The following is a 16,461-nucleotide window of genomic DNA, read 5'->3' on the forward strand; positions in this document are numbered from 1 at the left end:
AGCAAAGCCAAGCGCAATTTAGATTTATATTTCCATATATCTAGAAATATAGAGGTTACCATGTCACAGGAAATGCAAGACACCCTGGGGATGTTCGCTTTTCTCGCCCTGGAATTATCAGCCCTGTTCCTATTGATCAGCTATCTCGTTGGAGTGCTGCAACGTTATGTGCCGCAAGAGAAGATCGCAGCCGCGCTCAGCGCCCGGCGCGGCAAAAGCTATTTGTATGCCGCTCTGCTGGGAGCGATCACCCCCTTCTGCAGCTGTTCCACAATTCCCTTACTGAAAGGGCTTATCCGTGCCCGTGCCGGGTTTGGGCCGATGATGGTTTTCCTCTTCGCGTCCCCCTTATTGAATCCGGTCATCGTGGTGCTGCTGTCCGTCACGTTTGGCCTGAAGCTAACCGGTATTTTCGTTACCTTCGGCCTGCTGGTCTCCGTTATTGCCGGATGGGTACTGCAACGCCTGGGATTCGAGCGATATCTGCTCAACGTCGATACCGTTAAGGGTGGTTGCTCAGCGGCATCCGGCAACGCCGGGTCCACGAATACGGAACCCTCCTGTTCCGGCGGCAGCTCCGGGGCAAGCAGTTCCATTACATACAGCAGCCAGGGGTACGCTATTCCCGTCGTGTCCTACTACGAATCACTTCTCGGGGATATCCGTGCCGGGAAATTCAACGGTTTATGGAACGAAACCTGGTCGGATTTCAGAAAGGTGCTGCCATACCTGATAGTGGGTATCGCGGTCGGAAGTGTTATCTACGGTTTTGTTCCAGCAGACCTGCTCGCTGCGTATACAGGCGACGACAACCCCTTTGCCATACCGATTGCAGCGGTTATTGGCGCGCCCCTCTACATCCGTGCCGAGGCGGTCATCCCATTGGCAGCGGCCCTATTGGGTAAAGGTGTCAGCGCTGGCGCGGTGATGGCTTTGATCATTGGCAGTGCAGGCGCCAGCCTGACAGAACTGATCCTGTTGAAGTCTCTGTTCCGCTGGCCGCTCGTGGCTGTCTTCCTGGCGGTGGTAATAGGCATGGCAATCAGTGCCGGCTATGCAACCTTTTTGCTGTACTGAACACGCCCGATACTTACAACGGGACCTTCCCCCGCAAGGCCTTGGTTTTCCCCTTGCGGGTCTTTTTGTCCACGCGCCGTCGCTGTGATCCCTTGGTGGGGCGCGTGGGTCGGCGGGCTTTCTGCTGCTTTACCGCGTCCTGAATCAAGGCTTTCAGGCGTTCAAGGGCGTCTTCCTTGTTCAGCTCCAGGGTGCGAAATTTCTGCGCCTTGATGACAATCACACCTTCCTTGCTAATGCGCTGATCGGACAGTCGCATCAACCGCTCTTTATAGAACGGTGGCAAACTGGAGTTGAGGACGTCGAAGCGCAGGTGAACGGCGGAGGCTACCTTGTTGACGTTTTGGCCACCGGCGCCCTGGGCCCGGATCTGGGTAAGCTCGATCTCCCAGTCCCCCAGTTCCACCGCATTGGAAATTTTCAGCATGACAGGCCCGTTTTCTCGATAGATTCACGCAGGCTGGCATCCAGCTCATCAACGTCCAGGCTTTGCTCGCTAATGACTTCGAGACGGGACAGTTCTCGTGGTTCGCACTCAGATACCGACAGCGCGCCGTCCGCCATATTGATCGTCCGCCAGCCATCACTGGTTTGAGCCACAGCCTTGAACCGGACAAAACGGCTATCGAGCGATAATGCCAGCAGAGCGGTTTCTGAAAAGACCGTGTCTGGATGGACACGCCAGCCCACGCTGAAATGCCCCTGCCCACGGTTGCTGACCCGCTGCCACGGTTCGTCCTGGATATCGGGAACCGGCGAGGCTTCCGAAGAGGCATGGTGATGATGCGCGTGGGGCGTACTGACCTCGGAGAGCGCGGTCTCCCCGTCGAGCCAGGCGGATTCCAACCGGCCTTTCCGGGTGTGGAAAACAGCCGTCTTTTCCGGCTGCAGCTCGGCCACCCAATGATCAAACCGGTCAACCTGCTCCGGTGTGCAAAGGTCAGTTTTATTGGCGATCACAATATCAGCTGCCGCAACCTGATCCTGAAACTGTACGTTTTCCAGAACCTTTTGCTCCTCAAGCCTTCTCGGGTCGACCAGGCAAAGCACGGGGCCCAGTTGAAGCACATCCTGATAATGCTCTCCCGTCAGGGTTTCAATAATCTGGGAGGGATGCCCAAGGCCCGTGGGTTCAATCAGCAACCGGTCTGGGCGGGCTTTATGAATCAACTGGTTGAGTCCGATTTGCATCGGTAACCCGGCCACGCAACACATGCAGCCTCCTGGCACTTCCCGCACGAAAGCACCTTCGGTTTCCAGCAAGGCGCCATCAATGCCCACTTCGCCAAACTCATTCACCAGAACCGCCCACACCTCCCCTTCCGGCTTTTTTTTCAGCAGGTCCAGTATGGCGGTGGTCTTTCCCACGCCCAGAAAGCCGAGCACCAGATTGGTGGGTATTGGTGAAGTCATAGATCGCCCGTGTCGTTCATTGAAAAGGTCGGCAGAACATAGTGTTATAACATAACACTGTAGTATTCCCCTAATACCCGCTGCGATTCGCCCGCTGATACTGTATTCAGGCTACCACCAACAAGCACAAGGAGACGGGTATGAACGGTAAAAAAATACTGATGATCACAGGTGATTTCACCGAGGACTACGAAACCATGGTGCCCTTTCAGGCACTTCAGGCCGTTGGCCACACGGTGCATGCGGTCTGCCCTGACAAAAAGTCAGGAGACACCGTGGCCACGGCCATCCACGACTTCGAAGGCGACCAGACCTACACCGAAAAGCCGGGCCATCGTTTCGCCCTGAACGCCGATTTCGCCGGACTCAACCCCGCGGATTATGACGCGCTTGTCGTACCCGGTGGTCGCGCCCCGGAATACCTACGCCTGAACGACGACGTCAAGAAACTGGTCCGCCACTTCTTTGAAACCGAAAAACCGGTGGCGGCCATTTGTCACGGCGCACAACTGCTGGCCGCGGCCGGTGTGCTCGAAGGCCGCGAATGCTCTGCCTACCCGGCGTGCCAACCGGAAGTGGAGCTGGCGGGAGGCCGCTTCGCCGCCATCGACGTTGACGCCGCGGTCACCGATGGTAATCTGGTGACAGCACCGGCATGGCCAGCGCATCCGCAGTGGCTGGCACAGTTTTTCAAACTGCTGGACAAGTGACGGAAACGGGGCTGCCAATGCAGCCCCGGATTCACGAGGACCACACCATGTGTAAACTCTTCGTCCACGCGGATTCCGAACTCTGGATCAGCCGCACCCATTCCCTGCGCATCGACGGCATGGTCACCAGTATTCGCATGGAGAACGCGTTCTGGAACGCACTCACAGAAATCGCCGCCCGGGACGGCATGAACCTGCCCCAGATGATCACCAGGCTTTATCACGAATCCATCGATGCCGGGCATGACCTGGGCAACTTCACCTCCTTTCTGCGGGTCTGTGCCATGCGATACGTCGCCCTGCAACTCAGCGGCGATATTCCCCGCGACACCCAGATACCCATCGCCTCCCTGGATGCCGACAAGATCCTCGCCAGGAACATGGACCAGAAGCCCCCCAGCGAAGCCACGCACTAAATCCGCGAATATGAGGGGTCTTTTACCAATTTCAGGTAAGATGCCCCCATACACGCCGGTCGACATCCGATGACCCGCCAGGCCCAACCAGCCGACCGAAAGGATCTATGAAGATACCCAAACGATTGCAGCCCCTTGTCGATGACGGCATGGTGGACGAAGTGCTCTACCAGTTGATGAGCGGCAAGGAGGCCCAGGTGTTCGTAGTGCGCTGCGGTGACAGTGTTCGCTGCGCCAAGGTGTACAAGGAGGCTCAGAAACGTAGCTTCAAACAGGCCGTTCAATACCAGGAAGGCCGTAAGGTTCGTAACAGCCGTCGCGCCCGCGCCATGGGCAAGAAAACCCGCTACGGGCAAAAGGAACAGGAAGACGCTTGGCTGAACGCCGAGGTGGACGCCCTTTATCGTTTGGCAGGCGCTGGCGTGCGAGTACCGGAACCGTTTGGGTTCGTGGATGGCGTGCTGCTGATGGAGATGATTGCCGACGAAGACGGCAAAGCAGCGCCACGGCTGGACGATGTCACACTCACGCCGGAGCAGGCCCGGGATTATCACAGCAAAGTCATTGCTGACGTGGTGCGCATGCTCAGCGCCGGCCTGATCCATGGCGACCTGTCAGAGTTCAATGTACTGGTCGATGCCACTGGCCCGGTCATCATCGACCTGCCGCAGGCGGTTAATGCTTCTGGCAACAACAGCGCGGAAAGAATGCTGGAACGGGACGTGGACAACATGCGCCGTTATTTTGGCCGCTTCGCCCCTGAACTGTTGAACACGGATTATGGCAAGGAAATCTGGGCGCTCTATGAGTCCGGCGACCTGCACCCCGACAGCCGGCTGACCGGGTGTTTCGAGCACGACACGGAAAGCGCGGATGTGGACGAGCTGATGGCGGTTATTGATGCCGCGAAAGAGGAAGAGCGCGAACGCCTGGAACGCCTGAGGGATGCCGAGGCCGGCGACGACTAACCGGCCTTCCCCACGAACCGGGCTGCCATACGGTCTGACAACATCAGGTGGGCTAGCGCCGGGTACGGCAGGTAGTGACTAAGCAGGAACAGTACTCCCGAGGAATCCAGCCCGGCAGACAGGCCCACATAGGCACCCCAGGCCACGAACAGTGCGCCGAGAAAGCCGCCATAGGCCCACAGCACGCGCCCGCGCTCTTCACTGGTCGGCACCCGTTTCAATACCCGGGCCACCGACCAGCCGATGTAGGCCGCAATCAATGCTGCGATCACCACGGAAACCACCACCCCTGTCAACCCGAACAGGAAGCGCGCCAGATAGTTGGTGAGAAAAAACAGAACAACGGCGCTGACGGCGACAATAGTTACCCGCGAACGCTTCAGATCTTCCATACACAGAATCCCGGTCGGTTACATCACAAGGTCTGCACTGTTTTAACATTCCGGGCGCGCAGAAGCGACTTTGCTTCCTGAATCTGTTGTGTGCTTTCTGCATGAATGGCCAATACGTAATGGCCCTTGCGCAATGCTGACTGTGCCTTCATCAGATAAGGTGTATGGTCCGGGCGGATTGTTATGCCCCCTGCGAGCAATAGCCCGAGCATCAAACCAAGCGCGGTGAGCGCAGACGCTGAAACCACCGTATTCTGCGAAATAAAGCCAATGCCAAGGGCATTCAGTATCACATAGACGACAAAACCCGACACGGCACCGCCGACACTTAGGCCCACATGGGAACGCACAAGCGTCTGCCAGATACCCTGGTCTTCAGGTTCAAGTTCTTTTCCCTGGCGCCGGTCCGCGGGGCTCAACACGGATACCTGATCATTGGTCAGGCTGGTCTCGTTGCACAATGCTTTTGCCGTTCCATTGGCATCTGACTCTGTCTCGAAAACGGCAGCCACTTTGTGGCTTTCGTGCTCACCGGTCAAACTCATTGAGGGTTTCATGACAATACCTCCTGAGTCTTTCAGCGAATGGATGGGGCGTTTGCTGTGGAGCATCGCCCCTCTATCCACAAACATACAACACACATACCTGTATTTCGAATGACCATCCAGCAATAAGGCCCTCGGAGGGCCCGCTCTACCAGGCCAGCCAGATCACGTGGCGTGCGCCCTTGCCCGGTCGCAAAGCCCTGACCGTAACCGGCTCTACGGAGAAGCCCGCGCGGCGCAGCCTTTCGGTGAATGCATGCTCCGGGCCGGCGGACCAATAGGCCAGTACGCCGTCGGGGCTAAGGGACTTCTGGGCAGCTGCAATACCGTCCGGGGAGTAAATCCAGTTATTCTCCTTGCGGGTGAGCCCTTCCGGGCCGTTGTCCACATCCAGCAGGATGGCATCCCAGTTGCCATCGCCTTCTCTCAGCAACTCCGCCACATCGCCCACATGAACACTGGCACGAGCATCGTTCAGTGGATACCCGGCGGCAGCGCCCAGCGGTCCCCGGTTCCAGTCCTCGACCTCGGGTACGAGCTCCGCCACGGTTACCCTGGCATCCTCTGCCAGAGCCGACAACGCCGCAGCCAACGTGAACCCCATGCCCAGCCCACCAATCAATACCCGGGGCCCAGCCACGCCGCCGATACGCTCGCAGGCGAGCGTGGCCAGCGCGTCCTCCGAGCCATGCAGGCGGCTGTTCATCAGCTCACCGGTGGTACCGGCAATCTTGATAGAGAACTCATCATTGCGTTGCAGCAGTCGCAACCGGGTCCCGTTACCGGGAATCGTCGCTGTACCGATTTCCTGGAATCGGCCCATCTATTTTTTAACCCACTGGCCATCCTTCAGGATGTACTGCCCCGATGGTGTTCTTTCCAGTGCTTTCTGGCCAGCCACCGTTTCCACCTGGGTGACAGGAATATCGTGTTTCTCCGCAATGCGGGCGTATTCATCCCGACGTGCCTGGTTGATGGCGTCGACAATTCCCTGGGCGTTTCCGCTTGCCTTGACCACGTCCAGATAACCCGTTGGGGTTTCTCCTACCAGCCCTTGCTGTTTGGCGGTATCCAGCTGGTTTTTGGCCTCTTGCAGCCCCATGGCCGCGGCAGGTAGTGCCAGGCAAAGCACGAGGAAAAACGCACCGAGTTTGGAAAACCGTTTCATGAGTGACTCCCTGGATTCAGAATTGACCATCAGAACAACCCCTTCTCGCCGAAGAGTTCATCCACCTCTTCATCCACCTTCACGTAGATTTCATGCTGGATCTTGACGTTCAGGTTCACGGTGATGGGCTCCTTGGGCGCCTCCATTCTGACCGTAGGCGTGCAGGCTGCCATACCCAGGGTCAGTGCCAGCAGCACCAGCGTGTAACCACCTTTTCCGGACAAACCGCCCGGCCCAAATGCGACCATATTCCTTACTCCTGATTGTTTCCCGCCCCGGTGGATTGACGTTGCGCGTCCCGCTCCCGTATCAGGTTGCGCACTTTTTCTGTCACGGCTTCATTGACCCGGCCACTCAGTTGCAGGCTGGTCAGCAACGCTGGAATGTCCTCTTCCAGATTGATATTCAGGACAATGGGATGACCATCTCGTACTTCAGGGCTGCTGCCTTCCAACCGCAATCCCAGCATAAGGGTACCATCCTGAGCGTAGTCTATCGTGCTGTTGAGAACCGAGTAGTGAAAGTTTTCCATGGCCTGAACCACCAGTGCCATCGCCTGGTTACCCTGGGCCATCCCCTTCAATCGATCGGCTGGCAGTTTTAGCGTGCCGCCAGGGGCCACCGCCTGGACCTGCCCGGCATCAATGCTCACACCCTCCGGACCAACCCGGACCGGAATGGCGCCCTGAAGCAAACCACTGCCCGCCAACCCCTCGGCGGGGTATACCTGCATCAGTTTCGCCAGCTCAATGCCGCTGAGTTCAAGGGAAATCCGCAGCGGCATGTCAGCGAGTTGCCATTCTCCGGGTGTGACCCGAACCTCACCACCCAGAAGTTCGGAAGAGGCCTGGTCCAGAACCAGGGTACCGTTGGCAATCTGATCCCGCGGCGAGCGATAGAGGCCGGCGACCCGGGCATCGCGCAAGGCGATGCCAGGATTGAGGGCATCCAATACCAGGTCGGAGGTCCGAACATTTACGTGGTCATTGTCCAGGTTCAGATTCACCCTGCCGTCGAGACCGGTCCAGGCCGTCCGGTCGTACAATCCATCAAGATTATCGAAAACAAGATCTCCCTGAACGCGGAAGCCCTGGGATGGGAAGCGCGCACTCAGGGCCGTCTCGACGCGGCCGTCACTCACCTCGAGCGCCGCTGGCCACGCGGTGAACGTATCCGCCAGCGCGCGACCGCCACTTGCTCCGGCAGCGTTCATGCTCACCTCAAGCGCCGGTATCCCTTCGAACGGATAGTTCATGTCCATGTCAGCATCGACGCCGGCGTCCGACGAAAGCCTGCCGTCGATCTTCAATTCGCTGAGGGTGCCGTCCAGCTGCCCATCGAATCGCCAGGGCTGGGGAAGCAACTGGGGGTGGTGAATGGTGGCGACGGTCGCCTCAAACGGCCCCTCGACCGCAAGACGCTCCAATGCCATGAGGGCAAGCTGATACTCCCCGACCAGAGTCACACCGGCCAGGTTGACCCACAGGCCATCCAACCGGGAATCCTTGCCCGGCGCGGCAATATCGTCGAACTCGACGCGGCTTTGTTCACCGAGGGTCAGTGTTGCAGACCGCTCGCTGGCTGTACCGCTGACCGTCAGGTTTATCCGGCCCTCACCTATGGTCCAGCCAGCAAGGCCCCGTTCAGCCAGACGCCCTTCGATCTTCATGGCGTTGGTGGTGAGTAGCCGTTCACCGGGTTCCAGGGGCCTTGAGATTGTCAGATCGCCCTCGGCATGGACACCTTGCGGCAGAGTCAGTGCCAGTTGTTCGATCACAATGGCCTCGGGCATGGGGCCATACCAGTGCCAGCGCCAGGCCAGCGACAGTTGCTTCCCCACCAGGTGATAGCGCTGCCCTTCCCGGCTCTGGGTCGCAGACAATCGGTCCAGCCGCAGGCCCGCCAGCGAGACGTCACCCCATCGCCATTCAAGGTTGCTGATGCCGTTGGCCTTCCGCCAGGTCTCCCACGCCACAAGGGCGTACAGGCCTCCCGCCATCGACAACATGACAATCAGGCTCAGAAGCAGTAGCAGGCATCGGCGTAATGTCATGAAAGCAGCCATCAATGGGTCAGTGTCCGCGCCAGTTCACCGTGTACAGGTCGTGGCGGCGATCCTTGAGGTTCTTCACGGTGCCGCTGTTGCGGGCGGTAAGCAGTGTTTCCGGCCGTAGATCGGCAAAGGCGACGGTCTCCACATTCGGCGTGGTATCCGCGGCGATGCCATCACGGGCAAAGGGAAAATCACAGGGTGTCAGGATGCAACTCTGGCCGTACTGCAACTCCATGTTGGGCACTTTGGGCAGGTTGCCGACATTGCCGGACATGACCACGAACAGCTGGTTTTCCACCGCACGGGCCTGACAACAGTACCGTACCCTCAGATAACTCTGGCGCTCATCGGTACAGAATGGCACGAACAGGATCTGGATGCCCTGGTCCACCAGATGACGCGTCAGCTCGGGAAACTCCGCATCGTAGCAAACCAGGACACCAATGGGGCCGCAATCGGTTTCAATGGCAGTGACACGGCTGCCACCGGTGATATTCCACCAATAGGCTTCGTTCGGCGTGGGGTGAATCTTGGGCTGCGAGAACACCTGTCCGTCTCTCAGGAAGACATAGGCAACATTGCGAACCCGGCCGTCCTCTTCCTTGACCGGCGTGGAGCCACCGATAATGTTGATGTTGTGCCTCAGGGCCAGATCCCGCATCAGGTTGCGGAAAGGTTCGGCATATTCCGTCACCGCTTCGATGGCTTCCGCCGGGGTCCCTTCACGGCTTTCAATGGACAGCAATTGCAGCGTGAACAACTCCGGGAACACTACGAAATCACCTTTGTAGGTGGACACCACATCCACAAAGTACCGGACGATGTCGCTGAATTCTTCAAACGATGCCACCCGGCGCTGCTGGTACTGGACCGTGCCGATCCGAACGGTGTCGGGCATTCGCCGGCCGTATCGCTTGCGCTTGCCGTTGTCGCCGTTGCGGGCCACCTTGGGATTCCGCCAGGTCAGGTGGATACCGTAACCCAGGGAAGCGTGGTCAGCATCCAGGTAGTGCGGAATAATGCCGTGGATTTCAAAACCGTTGTGTAATTGGAACGACAGTACCGGGTCCCGCTGCTTTTTCGATTTCACCGCCTCCACGTACTCTTCCACCGATTCAAACTTCTTCAGGCGTTTGGCCAGTGTCGGTAACCTGCCCGCGAACACAACGCCCTGCAATTCCAGCGCCTGGCAGAGCGTTTTACGTTCGTTGTACAGGCGCTCACCAATCCGGTAGCCACGGCAGTCGGGGTCTACACACACCTCCATGCCGTACAGCCACTCCCCTTCCGGGTCGTGGCGCGATGCATAACCATTACCGGTAATTTCTGTCCAGTCATGGGGCGCCAATGCAACGTCTTCACCAATACGAAACGTGGCGCAATACCCCACCACGCGGTCACCCAGCATGGCGACAAACTGGCCCTCAGGAAAGGTGTTGATCTGCCCTGTCAGGGGGCCAGCGGTGTAGCCATACATCCCTGTGCCCGCGTACACCCGGCGGCTCAGGGCGATGATTCCCGGTATATCGCCAAGGGTGGCGTTTCTTACGTACAGGCGCTGTGTCTTGTCTGAAAAGGGAGGACTCATGGAAACCTCGGAAGCTGGAAGCCTAAAGGCATAGTTCGCGAAATGTCCTCGAGCCGTCAAGTGGCCTCTGCAGAAAACAAATCGAAGCAAACTTTAACCTGACAAACCGGCGCCAGGCCTTTTAGAGTAGGCCCATGTAAAACGATTAGAGGCTTTCCCATGAATCGGCGCCCAGTGCTTCCGATGCTCGCAATCCTGATGGCCGTCGGCCTCGCAGGCTGCGCCAGTAACCAGAACCTGCCTCCAACGAATGGCACCACCTGGCAGCCCCCTCACAACGCCACACCCGAGGATGCGGCGACAGCAGATCGGTTATGGCAGGTATTCGAGCGTTACGAAGGCACGCCCTATCGCTACGGTGGCACCTCAGCCAATGGCTTCGATTGCTCTGGCTTCATCGCCACTGCCTTCGATGAAGCCCTCGGCCGTCAGTTACCCCGTACAACCTCACAGATGCTGGCATCCGGTGACGTGGTCGGGCGTGACCAGCTGCGTGCTGGCGACCTGGTGTTTTTCCGTATCAAAGGCAAGGACCAGCATGCTGGCATCTACATGGGTGGTGACAGCTTCATTCATTCCTCGACCTCCATCGGCGTTACCCGCTCGTCCCTCAACGGATACTACTGGCGGGATCGTTTCAGCCAGGCTAGACGGTTTGACTAGCCAGCCAGTAACAACACCACGCCCAGCAGATAGAGAACCATGATAACCACGCTTTCTGTACCAATCTGACCGATACCGTGGCGCTCACGGCGGATTAATCCCATCATCAGCACGCCGGACATCAAGAGGGTGAGCGCCGCCCAGAATACGGAATCCTCCGGCATGGCATGGTAGATCGACCCGTCCCGGTAGGCGATATCGGAGGCTGCAGTAAACAGCGTGTCGAACGCGTTGCCGCCAATGATACCGCTTACAGCCAAGGTCAGAGCACCTCGGCGAACTGCGGCTATGGACGTCACCAACTCGGGTATTGACGTACTGATCGCCGTCAACATCACGCCAACAATGGTCTGGCTCAGGTTAGCCCTGTCTGCAATCACCGTTGCCGCCGGCTCCAGCATCCAGCCTGCAATTCCGAGCACCAGCATCAGCGCCAGAAATTCGATCCAAAGCCGCAGCAGCGGCGGCATGGCTGTAACGTCGTCAGGCTCGTCTTGCCGCGTGTCCCTGGTTATTGAGGGCCGCCACATGGGCGATTCCGATGCGTCCCGCACCAGGTAAATTCCGTAGATGTAGGCGCCCAGAAGAACCGGTGTGACCGGATGAACACCGAAGAACGTCACGTCCGGCAGGTGGGGCGCGAACAGGATCAACGCCAGAAGGCAAATCAGCAAGCCGTTCTGCATCATGTTCGGCACAGACGCAGCCGCATGCTCAAGATTGGCGCGACGATAAACCATATCCGCCACCGCAAGGAAAAACGTCTGGACAGCAATGCCACCCAAAGCGTTGCTCACGGCCAGTTCCGCGTTGCCGTGCCACGCTGCAGTCACCGACAGCACCGACCCACCCAGGGATGTCGATGCCCCCAGAAGCACCGCGCCCGCAGCGGCCTCTCCTATTCCAGTGCGGTCAGCGAGTTGGTCCACAACCCGTGTGATACGCGTGCCGGCCAGCGCGATAATGGCGGCACACACGAAAAACACGAGACTACCCTGAAGAAGGGTCCAGCTTCCGGGAGACGATAGCTCCACGTTAAAAATCTCCTTGGAAAAGAGAGAATGGCACCTATCTGCGCGAGCGAGGCGGAAACCACCACCAGGTAGCGACGACCACAAGCCCGAATACCGTATAGGCGGCAATGAATACCCAGGCAGGCGCATCGTAATAGAGAATCTGCTGCAGCCAATGCTCGATAAAGCTGCCGGTATAGCCATCAATACCGGCCTTTGACCGCAGCCATATTTCCAGTGTGGTCAACGGGCAGACAATGCCAAGCCAGGCCTCTGCAACCACGATGGCAATCGCACCCAGGTGAGCCAGCCGGAACCACAAATTGTTCACCCAGCGCCAACCCAGGCCGTTGCCCGCCAGCACCAGAACCAACCCGAACAGAACGAAGGCCACCACCAGCAGATGAATGGTCAGGACGGTATCGGCGAGAATCTGATAAACGTTGCCCATGACGACTGTCTACTCTATCAAATTGCCAGGTCCCCATGATCCCGCCAGACAACATCGGTTGGCAAACGTGGACTCGCGCACGGAATGCACGATAATATCTGTAGCAAATATCTACAATCTTCTGTGGTTATGTCGGCGCCCCAAGCGCGCCCGCGATAAACGGAATTACAAACGCTATGGACCCAGCACCCGGAAATCATCTCCAAGCCGTCAAAATAGAACTTAACCGCCTTGAGACCTACCGGCGGCGCACCTATCTTGGCGTTTTGGCCCTGACCGTGGCTATCATGATGCTCAGTTGGGCCTTCCGGGAACAGGGCGACCCGTTCATTACCATCGCCTACCCTGTTTTTTCTGTCATTCTCACCATTCTTGGCTTCGCATTCTGGCGCCGATCCTTGCAGCTCAGAACCATGGAAATCACCCTCGTTGCCGTGGTCGGTACGATGATACTCAGCCGCCTCGCATGGCATTTTGCGGTTGGCGACCCGCTCGGCGAACACCTTCTTTTGCTCACGGGCGGGCACTACTGGGCAGTGGGTATCATGATCGTTGGCGGTTTTATTGCGCTTGGTTTTCGGGGCGGCATGGTGACAGGTGTCGCGACCTTGCTGTTTTCGGGCGCGCTGACCACTCAGGAAGTCTCTCAATGCTTCCTGGCAGCAGGCGATCACTGTCAAAACTGGGTATACCTGCTGCGCATCCATCTGTTCCTCACCGTTCTGTTGGTGCTTACCAGCGCCGGAACGCTGCTGCGTGAACGCTCCTGGAGTGCCTTTGCGCGAGCCGAGACCCTGCACCATTGGGCGAACACAGATCCGCTATGCGGCCTGGCAAACCGCCGGGGTGCTGACCGTTTCCTGTCTGCCGAAGCCGCCCAGGCAGACCGATACCAGCGCCCTCTGACCATCATTCTGATTGATATTGACGAATTCAAGAGCATCAACGATGACTACGGCCACGAAGTTGGTGATGCGGTGATTCGCGAATTTGCCGCTATCCTTTCCAAAACCGTTCGTGAAGTGGACCTCGCCGCTCGCTGGGGCGGAGACGAATTCCTCGTCGCCACACCGGGCGTGGACCTTCGCAGCGCCCGCCACGCCGCACAACGCTGCCGCCGCGCCATTGAAAGGGCACCCATCGCGGGTGTCTCCGTGACTGCCACCGTCGGTATTGCCGAGTACCTGCCTGGACAGGGCATCGAGGATGCCATCAGCCGGGCCGACGCCATGCTATACCGCGCCAAGGCCGCTGGCCGAAACCGGGTGATTACGGAGGCCTGCGAACTGGCCTGAACGCTACGCGAGCATCCCTGCCGTTTTTGGACGACTTGATGTCGTATTGGATTTACCACCCGTGACCGATCCGGGCCACATTGAATCAAGGCCGCGCACGCGGCTGCCATTGTGGGTAAAGGGGGATCGAGATGGCACAACTACCGAAACGTGCAAAAGTCGTCATCATTGGCCAGGGCGGTATCGTTGGCTCATCGGTCGCCCACCACCTGATCGAACAGGGCTGGGATGACATCGTCGGGCTGGAAAAATCCGCCATTCCCTCGGACATCGGCTCTACCTCCCATGCCTCGGACTTCTGTTTCACTACCTCCCACGACAAGCTGAACATCTATACCACCAAGTACAGCCAGGCGTTCTATGAGAAACGCGGCAACTATGTGAAATGCGGTGGCATGGAAGTGGCCCGCGTTGATGACGACGAGCGCATGGACGAACTGCGCCGCAAGGTCGGTTCCGGCAAGGCGTTCGGCACCAACGTCAGCATGATTTCACCGCAACAGGCGAAAGAACTGTTTCCCCTGCTGAACGAAGACTGTATCCAGGGTGCCATGTGGGACCCGGACGCCGGATTGGTGGTGCCCCGCTCCCAGAGTGTCGCGGGCGATCTGGTTGAAGAGGCGATCGCTACCGGAAAATTGCAGGCCTTTGCCTACACACCGGCCATCCGCATCGACGTACAGGATGGCCAGGTACGGGGCGTTGAAACCCACAAGGGCTATATCGAAACCGAGTACGTGGTGCTGTCCATGGGCATTTGGGGGCCCCTGATGGCCAATACCGCGAACTCGCCCCTGCCACTGATGCCACTGGAACACCCGCTGCTGTTCTTCGGCCCCTATGAGGAATTGGCCGGCACCGGTAAGCAGATTGTCTATCCCTTGTTCCGCGACCAGGGCAACTCCGCCTACGTGCGGGATACTGGCGACCCTACCACCACTGAGGGTGGCCGCATTGAGTGGGGCTATTACGAAGCGGAAGATCCTCGACTGGTCTACCCCGGGGCCATTTCCGAGCCCGGCGAGGCACGGATGTCGCCATCCATGAGAGACCTGACGCTGGATCAGGTCATGGATGCCTATGAGAAAGCCATCGAAATGACGCCGATCCTCGGCGAACTGGGCTGGGAGGAAAAGCACTCCTTCAACGGCCTGCTGTCGGTCACACCCGACGGCGGATCACTGATGGGGGAATCCCCGGAAGTGCGCAACCTCTGGTTCTGTGAAGCGGTCTGGGTCAAGGACGGCCCCGGTGCAGGCAAAATCCTGGCGGACTGGATGACCCATGGCTCTCCGGAAATGGACCCCCACAGCATCGACATCGCCCGCCACTATCCGCTACAGAAAACCCCGGACTACGTGTACAACCGCTGCTACGAAACCGCCAAGAAAATCTACACCCCGGCGGTGCATCCCCGCGAGCCCTACATGACCGGTCGCAGGATGCGAACCAGCCCCTTCTATCTGCGGGAAGTCGAGCTGGGTGCCTACTTCATGGAAGCCGCCGGCTGGGAGCGGGCTCACGGCTACGCCGCCAACGAGTCCACTTTGCTGGCGAAATACCGCGACCGCATTCCAGTACGGGAACATGAATGGGACGCCCGGCATTTCTGGGAAGTGTCCAACGCCGAGCAACTGGAAATGAGCGAATCGGTGGGCATGATCAACCTTTCCCACTTCGCTATTTTCGACATCTCCGGTGACGACGCCGAAACTCTGCTGGAGTACCTGTCCGTCGCCAAGGTGGGCGGCACCATCTCTCATGGCAAGGGTGTTTATACTCACTTTCTGGATGCCCGTGGCGGCATCCGCTCAGACCTGACCATCATCCGGCGGGGCGACAACGATTATCGGGTGGTCTGCGGCGGCGACACTGGCCATCGGGACCATTGCTGGATCAAACGCATCGCACGGGAAAAAGGCCTGAACAATATCCGCCTGCAGGACCGCACCGATGAGCTGGCCACCCTGGGGCTTTGGGGGCCGAAGGCGCGGGAAACGCTGGCACAGTTCGTCACCAACCCTGACGAGCTGTCGGCAGAGAATTTCCCATTTGCCACCGCCCGGGAACTGAATGTCCAGGGCGTGCCGGTGTGGGCGTTCCGGATATCCTATGTGGGCGAACAGGGCTGGGAGCTCTACTTCCCGTTCAGCTATGGCCTGCGAATCTGGGATCTGCTGTACGACGCTGGCGTTACGCCGGTTGGCATCGAAACCTACGCCAACACGCGCCGTCTGGAGAAGAGCCTGCGGCTGCAGAACGTAGACCTCGAAACGGAGTACAACCTTTACGAAGCCGGACTCCAGCGACCCAAGGTCAAGGAGGCAGACTTCCACGGCAAGGCCGCCTACCTGGAACAACGTAGCTGGTCGCAACAGGCCGCGTACCTGTGCACCATGACCATGACGGAACATCGGGATGCCAACGGGGTATTGCGCTACCCGGTTGGCCAGTGGCCGATCCTCGACCCGCAAACCGGAGAAGTGCTGGTGGACAGTCACGGCCGCCGCTCCTGCAACACCAGCGTGGTGTGGGGGCCGTCAGTGGGCAAGATCATCCTGCTGGGGTACATTCCCGTGGAGTATGCTCAGGAGGGCCGGGAACTGACCCTGGAATACTTCCAGGAGCACTACCCCATCCGTATCGAAGCCGTCGGCTACCGGGCGCTGTTTGATCCGGACAACGAGCGGGTCAAGTCCTGAACGCTGT

General features: G+C 58.6%; 18 protein-coding genes. 7 read left to right on the top strand and 11 right to left on the bottom strand.

Going from position 1 to position 16,461, the window contains the following annotated elements:
* The first annotated feature begins 60 nt into the window (after positions 1-60).
* Complete coding sequence (locus tag SIC19_RS03680) at positions 61-1,077, top strand: permease (protein WP_126810421.1); 1,017 nt, start codon at positions 61-63, stop codon at positions 1,075-1,077.
* A 13-nt stretch (positions 1,078-1,090) separates the two neighbouring features.
* On the opposite strand, the gene arfB is transcribed toward SIC19_RS03680, so the two are convergent.
* Positions 1,091-1,504, bottom strand: coding sequence for an alternative ribosome rescue aminoacyl-tRNA hydrolase ArfB (arfB, locus tag SIC19_RS03685; protein WP_075195873.1), 414 nt, complete (start codon positions 1,502-1,504; stop codon positions 1,091-1,093).
* Complete coding sequence (locus SIC19_RS03690) at positions 1,498-2,490, bottom strand: CobW family GTP-binding protein (RefSeq protein ID WP_127400818.1); 993 nt, start codon at positions 2,488-2,490, stop codon at positions 1,498-1,500. Before SIC19_RS03690 ends, arfB begins: the two co-directional genes overlap by 7 nt.
* Positions 2,491-2,630: 140 nt before the next feature.
* Between SIC19_RS03690 and SIC19_RS03695 the strand changes: the two genes are divergently transcribed.
* From SIC19_RS03695 to SIC19_RS03705, 3 genes are all read left to right on the top strand, one after another.
* Positions 2,631-3,200 carry a DJ-1/PfpI family protein gene (locus tag SIC19_RS03695; protein ID WP_041335849.1) on the top strand — a complete coding sequence of 190 codons (570 nt, stop codon included), beginning with the start codon at positions 2,631-2,633 and terminating at the stop codon, positions 3,198-3,200.
* A gap of 47 nt (positions 3,201-3,247) precedes the next feature.
* Positions 3,248-3,616 carry a ribbon-helix-helix domain-containing protein gene (locus tag SIC19_RS03700; protein WP_036205757.1) on the top strand — a complete coding sequence of 123 codons (369 nt, stop codon included), beginning with the start codon at positions 3,248-3,250 and terminating at the stop codon, positions 3,614-3,616.
* A gap of 107 nt (positions 3,617-3,723) precedes the next feature.
* Positions 3,724-4,584: a PA4780 family RIO1-like protein kinase gene (locus SIC19_RS03705; RefSeq protein WP_036204471.1), complete on the top strand. Its 861-nt coding sequence runs from the start codon at positions 3,724-3,726 to the stop codon at positions 4,582-4,584.
* On the opposite strand, the gene SIC19_RS03710 is transcribed toward SIC19_RS03705, so the two are convergent.
* The 7 genes from SIC19_RS03710 to SIC19_RS03740 form a co-directional block, all read right to left on the bottom strand.
* Entirely contained in the window at positions 4,581-4,976 is a 396-nt protein-coding gene (locus SIC19_RS03710; protein ID WP_085681383.1) for a hypothetical protein, read from the bottom strand. The genes SIC19_RS03705 and SIC19_RS03710 overlap by 4 nt on opposite strands.
* Before the next feature lie 23 nt (positions 4,977-4,999).
* Positions 5,000-5,533, bottom strand: coding sequence for a hypothetical protein (locus tag SIC19_RS03715; RefSeq protein WP_041335843.1), 534 nt, complete (start codon positions 5,531-5,533; stop codon positions 5,000-5,002).
* 136 nt (positions 5,534-5,669) lie between these two features.
* On the bottom strand, positions 5,670-6,344 hold the full coding sequence (locus SIC19_RS03720; protein ID WP_075195877.1) for a hypothetical protein: 675 nt from the start codon (positions 6,342-6,344) through the stop codon (positions 5,670-5,672).
* Positions 6,345-6,689: a YdbL family protein gene (locus SIC19_RS03725; protein WP_091641902.1), complete on the bottom strand. Its 345-nt coding sequence runs from the start codon at positions 6,687-6,689 to the stop codon at positions 6,345-6,347.
* 29 nt (positions 6,690-6,718) lie between these two features.
* Positions 6,719-6,937, bottom strand: coding sequence for a YnbE family lipoprotein (locus SIC19_RS03730; RefSeq protein ID WP_075195878.1), 219 nt, complete (start codon positions 6,935-6,937; stop codon positions 6,719-6,721).
* 5 nt (positions 6,938-6,942) lie between these two features.
* Positions 6,943-8,742, bottom strand: coding sequence for a YdbH domain-containing protein (locus tag SIC19_RS03735; RefSeq protein WP_185906432.1), 1,800 nt, complete (start codon positions 8,740-8,742; stop codon positions 6,943-6,945).
* 19 nt (positions 8,743-8,761) lie between these two features.
* On the bottom strand, positions 8,762-10,330 hold the full coding sequence (locus SIC19_RS03740; protein ID WP_036204463.1) for a bifunctional GNAT family N-acetyltransferase/carbon-nitrogen hydrolase family protein: 1,569 nt from the start codon (positions 10,328-10,330) through the stop codon (positions 8,762-8,764).
* Between the two features lie 159 nt (positions 10,331-10,489).
* Here SIC19_RS03740 and SIC19_RS03745 point away from each other — a divergent pair, with 159 nt between their 5' ends.
* Positions 10,490-10,993, top strand: a complete 504-nt coding sequence (locus tag SIC19_RS03745) for a C40 family peptidase (protein ID WP_036204461.1) — start codon at positions 10,490-10,492, stop codon at positions 10,991-10,993.
* Here the strand turns inward: SIC19_RS03745 and SIC19_RS03750 are convergent.
* Both SIC19_RS03750 and SIC19_RS03755 read right to left on the bottom strand, forming a co-directional pair.
* Positions 10,990-12,027, bottom strand: coding sequence for a sodium:calcium antiporter (locus SIC19_RS03750; protein ID WP_036204460.1), 1,038 nt, complete (start codon positions 12,025-12,027; stop codon positions 10,990-10,992). The two genes, SIC19_RS03745 and SIC19_RS03750, sit on opposite strands and share 4 nt — an antisense overlap.
* A 34-nt stretch (positions 12,028-12,061) precedes the next feature.
* Positions 12,062-12,457 (bottom strand): DUF2784 domain-containing protein, encoded by a 396-nt coding sequence (locus SIC19_RS03755; RefSeq protein ID WP_036204458.1) that lies wholly within the window; start codon positions 12,455-12,457, stop codon positions 12,062-12,064.
* 176 nt (positions 12,458-12,633) lie between these two features.
* Here SIC19_RS03755 and SIC19_RS03760 point away from each other — a divergent pair, with 176 nt between their 5' ends.
* Complete coding sequence (locus tag SIC19_RS03760) at positions 12,634-13,752, top strand: sensor domain-containing diguanylate cyclase (protein WP_051946617.1); 1,119 nt, start codon at positions 12,634-12,636, stop codon at positions 13,750-13,752.
* 131 nt (positions 13,753-13,883) lie between these two features.
* Entirely contained in the window at positions 13,884-16,454 is a 2,571-nt protein-coding gene (locus SIC19_RS03765) for a GcvT family protein (protein WP_127400816.1), read from the top strand.
* The last annotated feature ends 7 nt before the right edge of the window (positions 16,455-16,461 follow it).

It is taken from the genome of Marinobacter sp. MIT930201 (genome assembly GCF_047122665.1).
Classification (GTDB): Bacteria; Pseudomonadota; Gammaproteobacteria; order Pseudomonadales; family Oleiphilaceae; genus Marinobacter; species Marinobacter salarius.

Coding starts and splice junctions, on each gene's coding strand:
- SIC19_RS03680 (WP_126810421.1), top strand. CDS start 61: ATGTCACAGGAAATGCAAGACACCCTGGGGATGTTCGCTTTTCTCGCC.
- arfB (WP_075195873.1), bottom strand. CDS start 1,504: ATGCTGAAAATTTCCAATGCGGTGGAACTGGGGGACTGGGAGATCGAG.
- SIC19_RS03690 (WP_127400818.1), bottom strand. CDS start 2,490: ATGACTTCACCAATACCCACCAATCTGGTGCTCGGCTTTCTGGGCGTG.
- SIC19_RS03695 (WP_041335849.1), top strand. CDS start 2,631: ATGAACGGTAAAAAAATACTGATGATCACAGGTGATTTCACCGAGGAC.
- SIC19_RS03700 (WP_036205757.1), top strand. CDS start 3,248: ATGTGTAAACTCTTCGTCCACGCGGATTCCGAACTCTGGATCAGCCGC.
- SIC19_RS03705 (WP_036204471.1), top strand. CDS start 3,724: ATGAAGATACCCAAACGATTGCAGCCCCTTGTCGATGACGGCATGGTG.
- SIC19_RS03710 (WP_085681383.1), bottom strand. CDS start 4,976: ATGGAAGATCTGAAGCGTTCGCGGGTAACTATTGTCGCCGTCAGCGCC.
- SIC19_RS03715 (WP_041335843.1), bottom strand. CDS start 5,533: ATGAAACCCTCAATGAGTTTGACCGGTGAGCACGAAAGCCACAAAGTG.
- SIC19_RS03720 (WP_075195877.1), bottom strand. CDS start 6,344: ATGGGCCGATTCCAGGAAATCGGTACAGCGACGATTCCCGGTAACGGG.
- SIC19_RS03725 (WP_091641902.1), bottom strand. CDS start 6,689: ATGAAACGGTTTTCCAAACTCGGTGCGTTTTTCCTCGTGCTTTGCCTG.
- SIC19_RS03730 (WP_075195878.1), bottom strand. CDS start 6,937: ATGGTCGCATTTGGGCCGGGCGGTTTGTCCGGAAAAGGTGGTTACACG.
- SIC19_RS03735 (WP_185906432.1), bottom strand. CDS start 8,742: ATGACATTACGCCGATGCCTGCTACTGCTTCTGAGCCTGATTGTCATG.
- SIC19_RS03740 (WP_036204463.1), bottom strand. CDS start 10,330: ATGAGTCCTCCCTTTTCAGACAAGACACAGCGCCTGTACGTAAGAAAC.
- SIC19_RS03745 (WP_036204461.1), top strand. CDS start 10,490: ATGAATCGGCGCCCAGTGCTTCCGATGCTCGCAATCCTGATGGCCGTC.
- SIC19_RS03755 (WP_036204458.1), bottom strand. CDS start 12,457: ATGGGCAACGTTTATCAGATTCTCGCCGATACCGTCCTGACCATTCAT.
- SIC19_RS03760 (WP_051946617.1), top strand. CDS start 12,634: ATGGACCCAGCACCCGGAAATCATCTCCAAGCCGTCAAAATAGAACTT.
- SIC19_RS03765 (WP_127400816.1), top strand. CDS start 13,884: ATGGCACAACTACCGAAACGTGCAAAAGTCGTCATCATTGGCCAGGGC.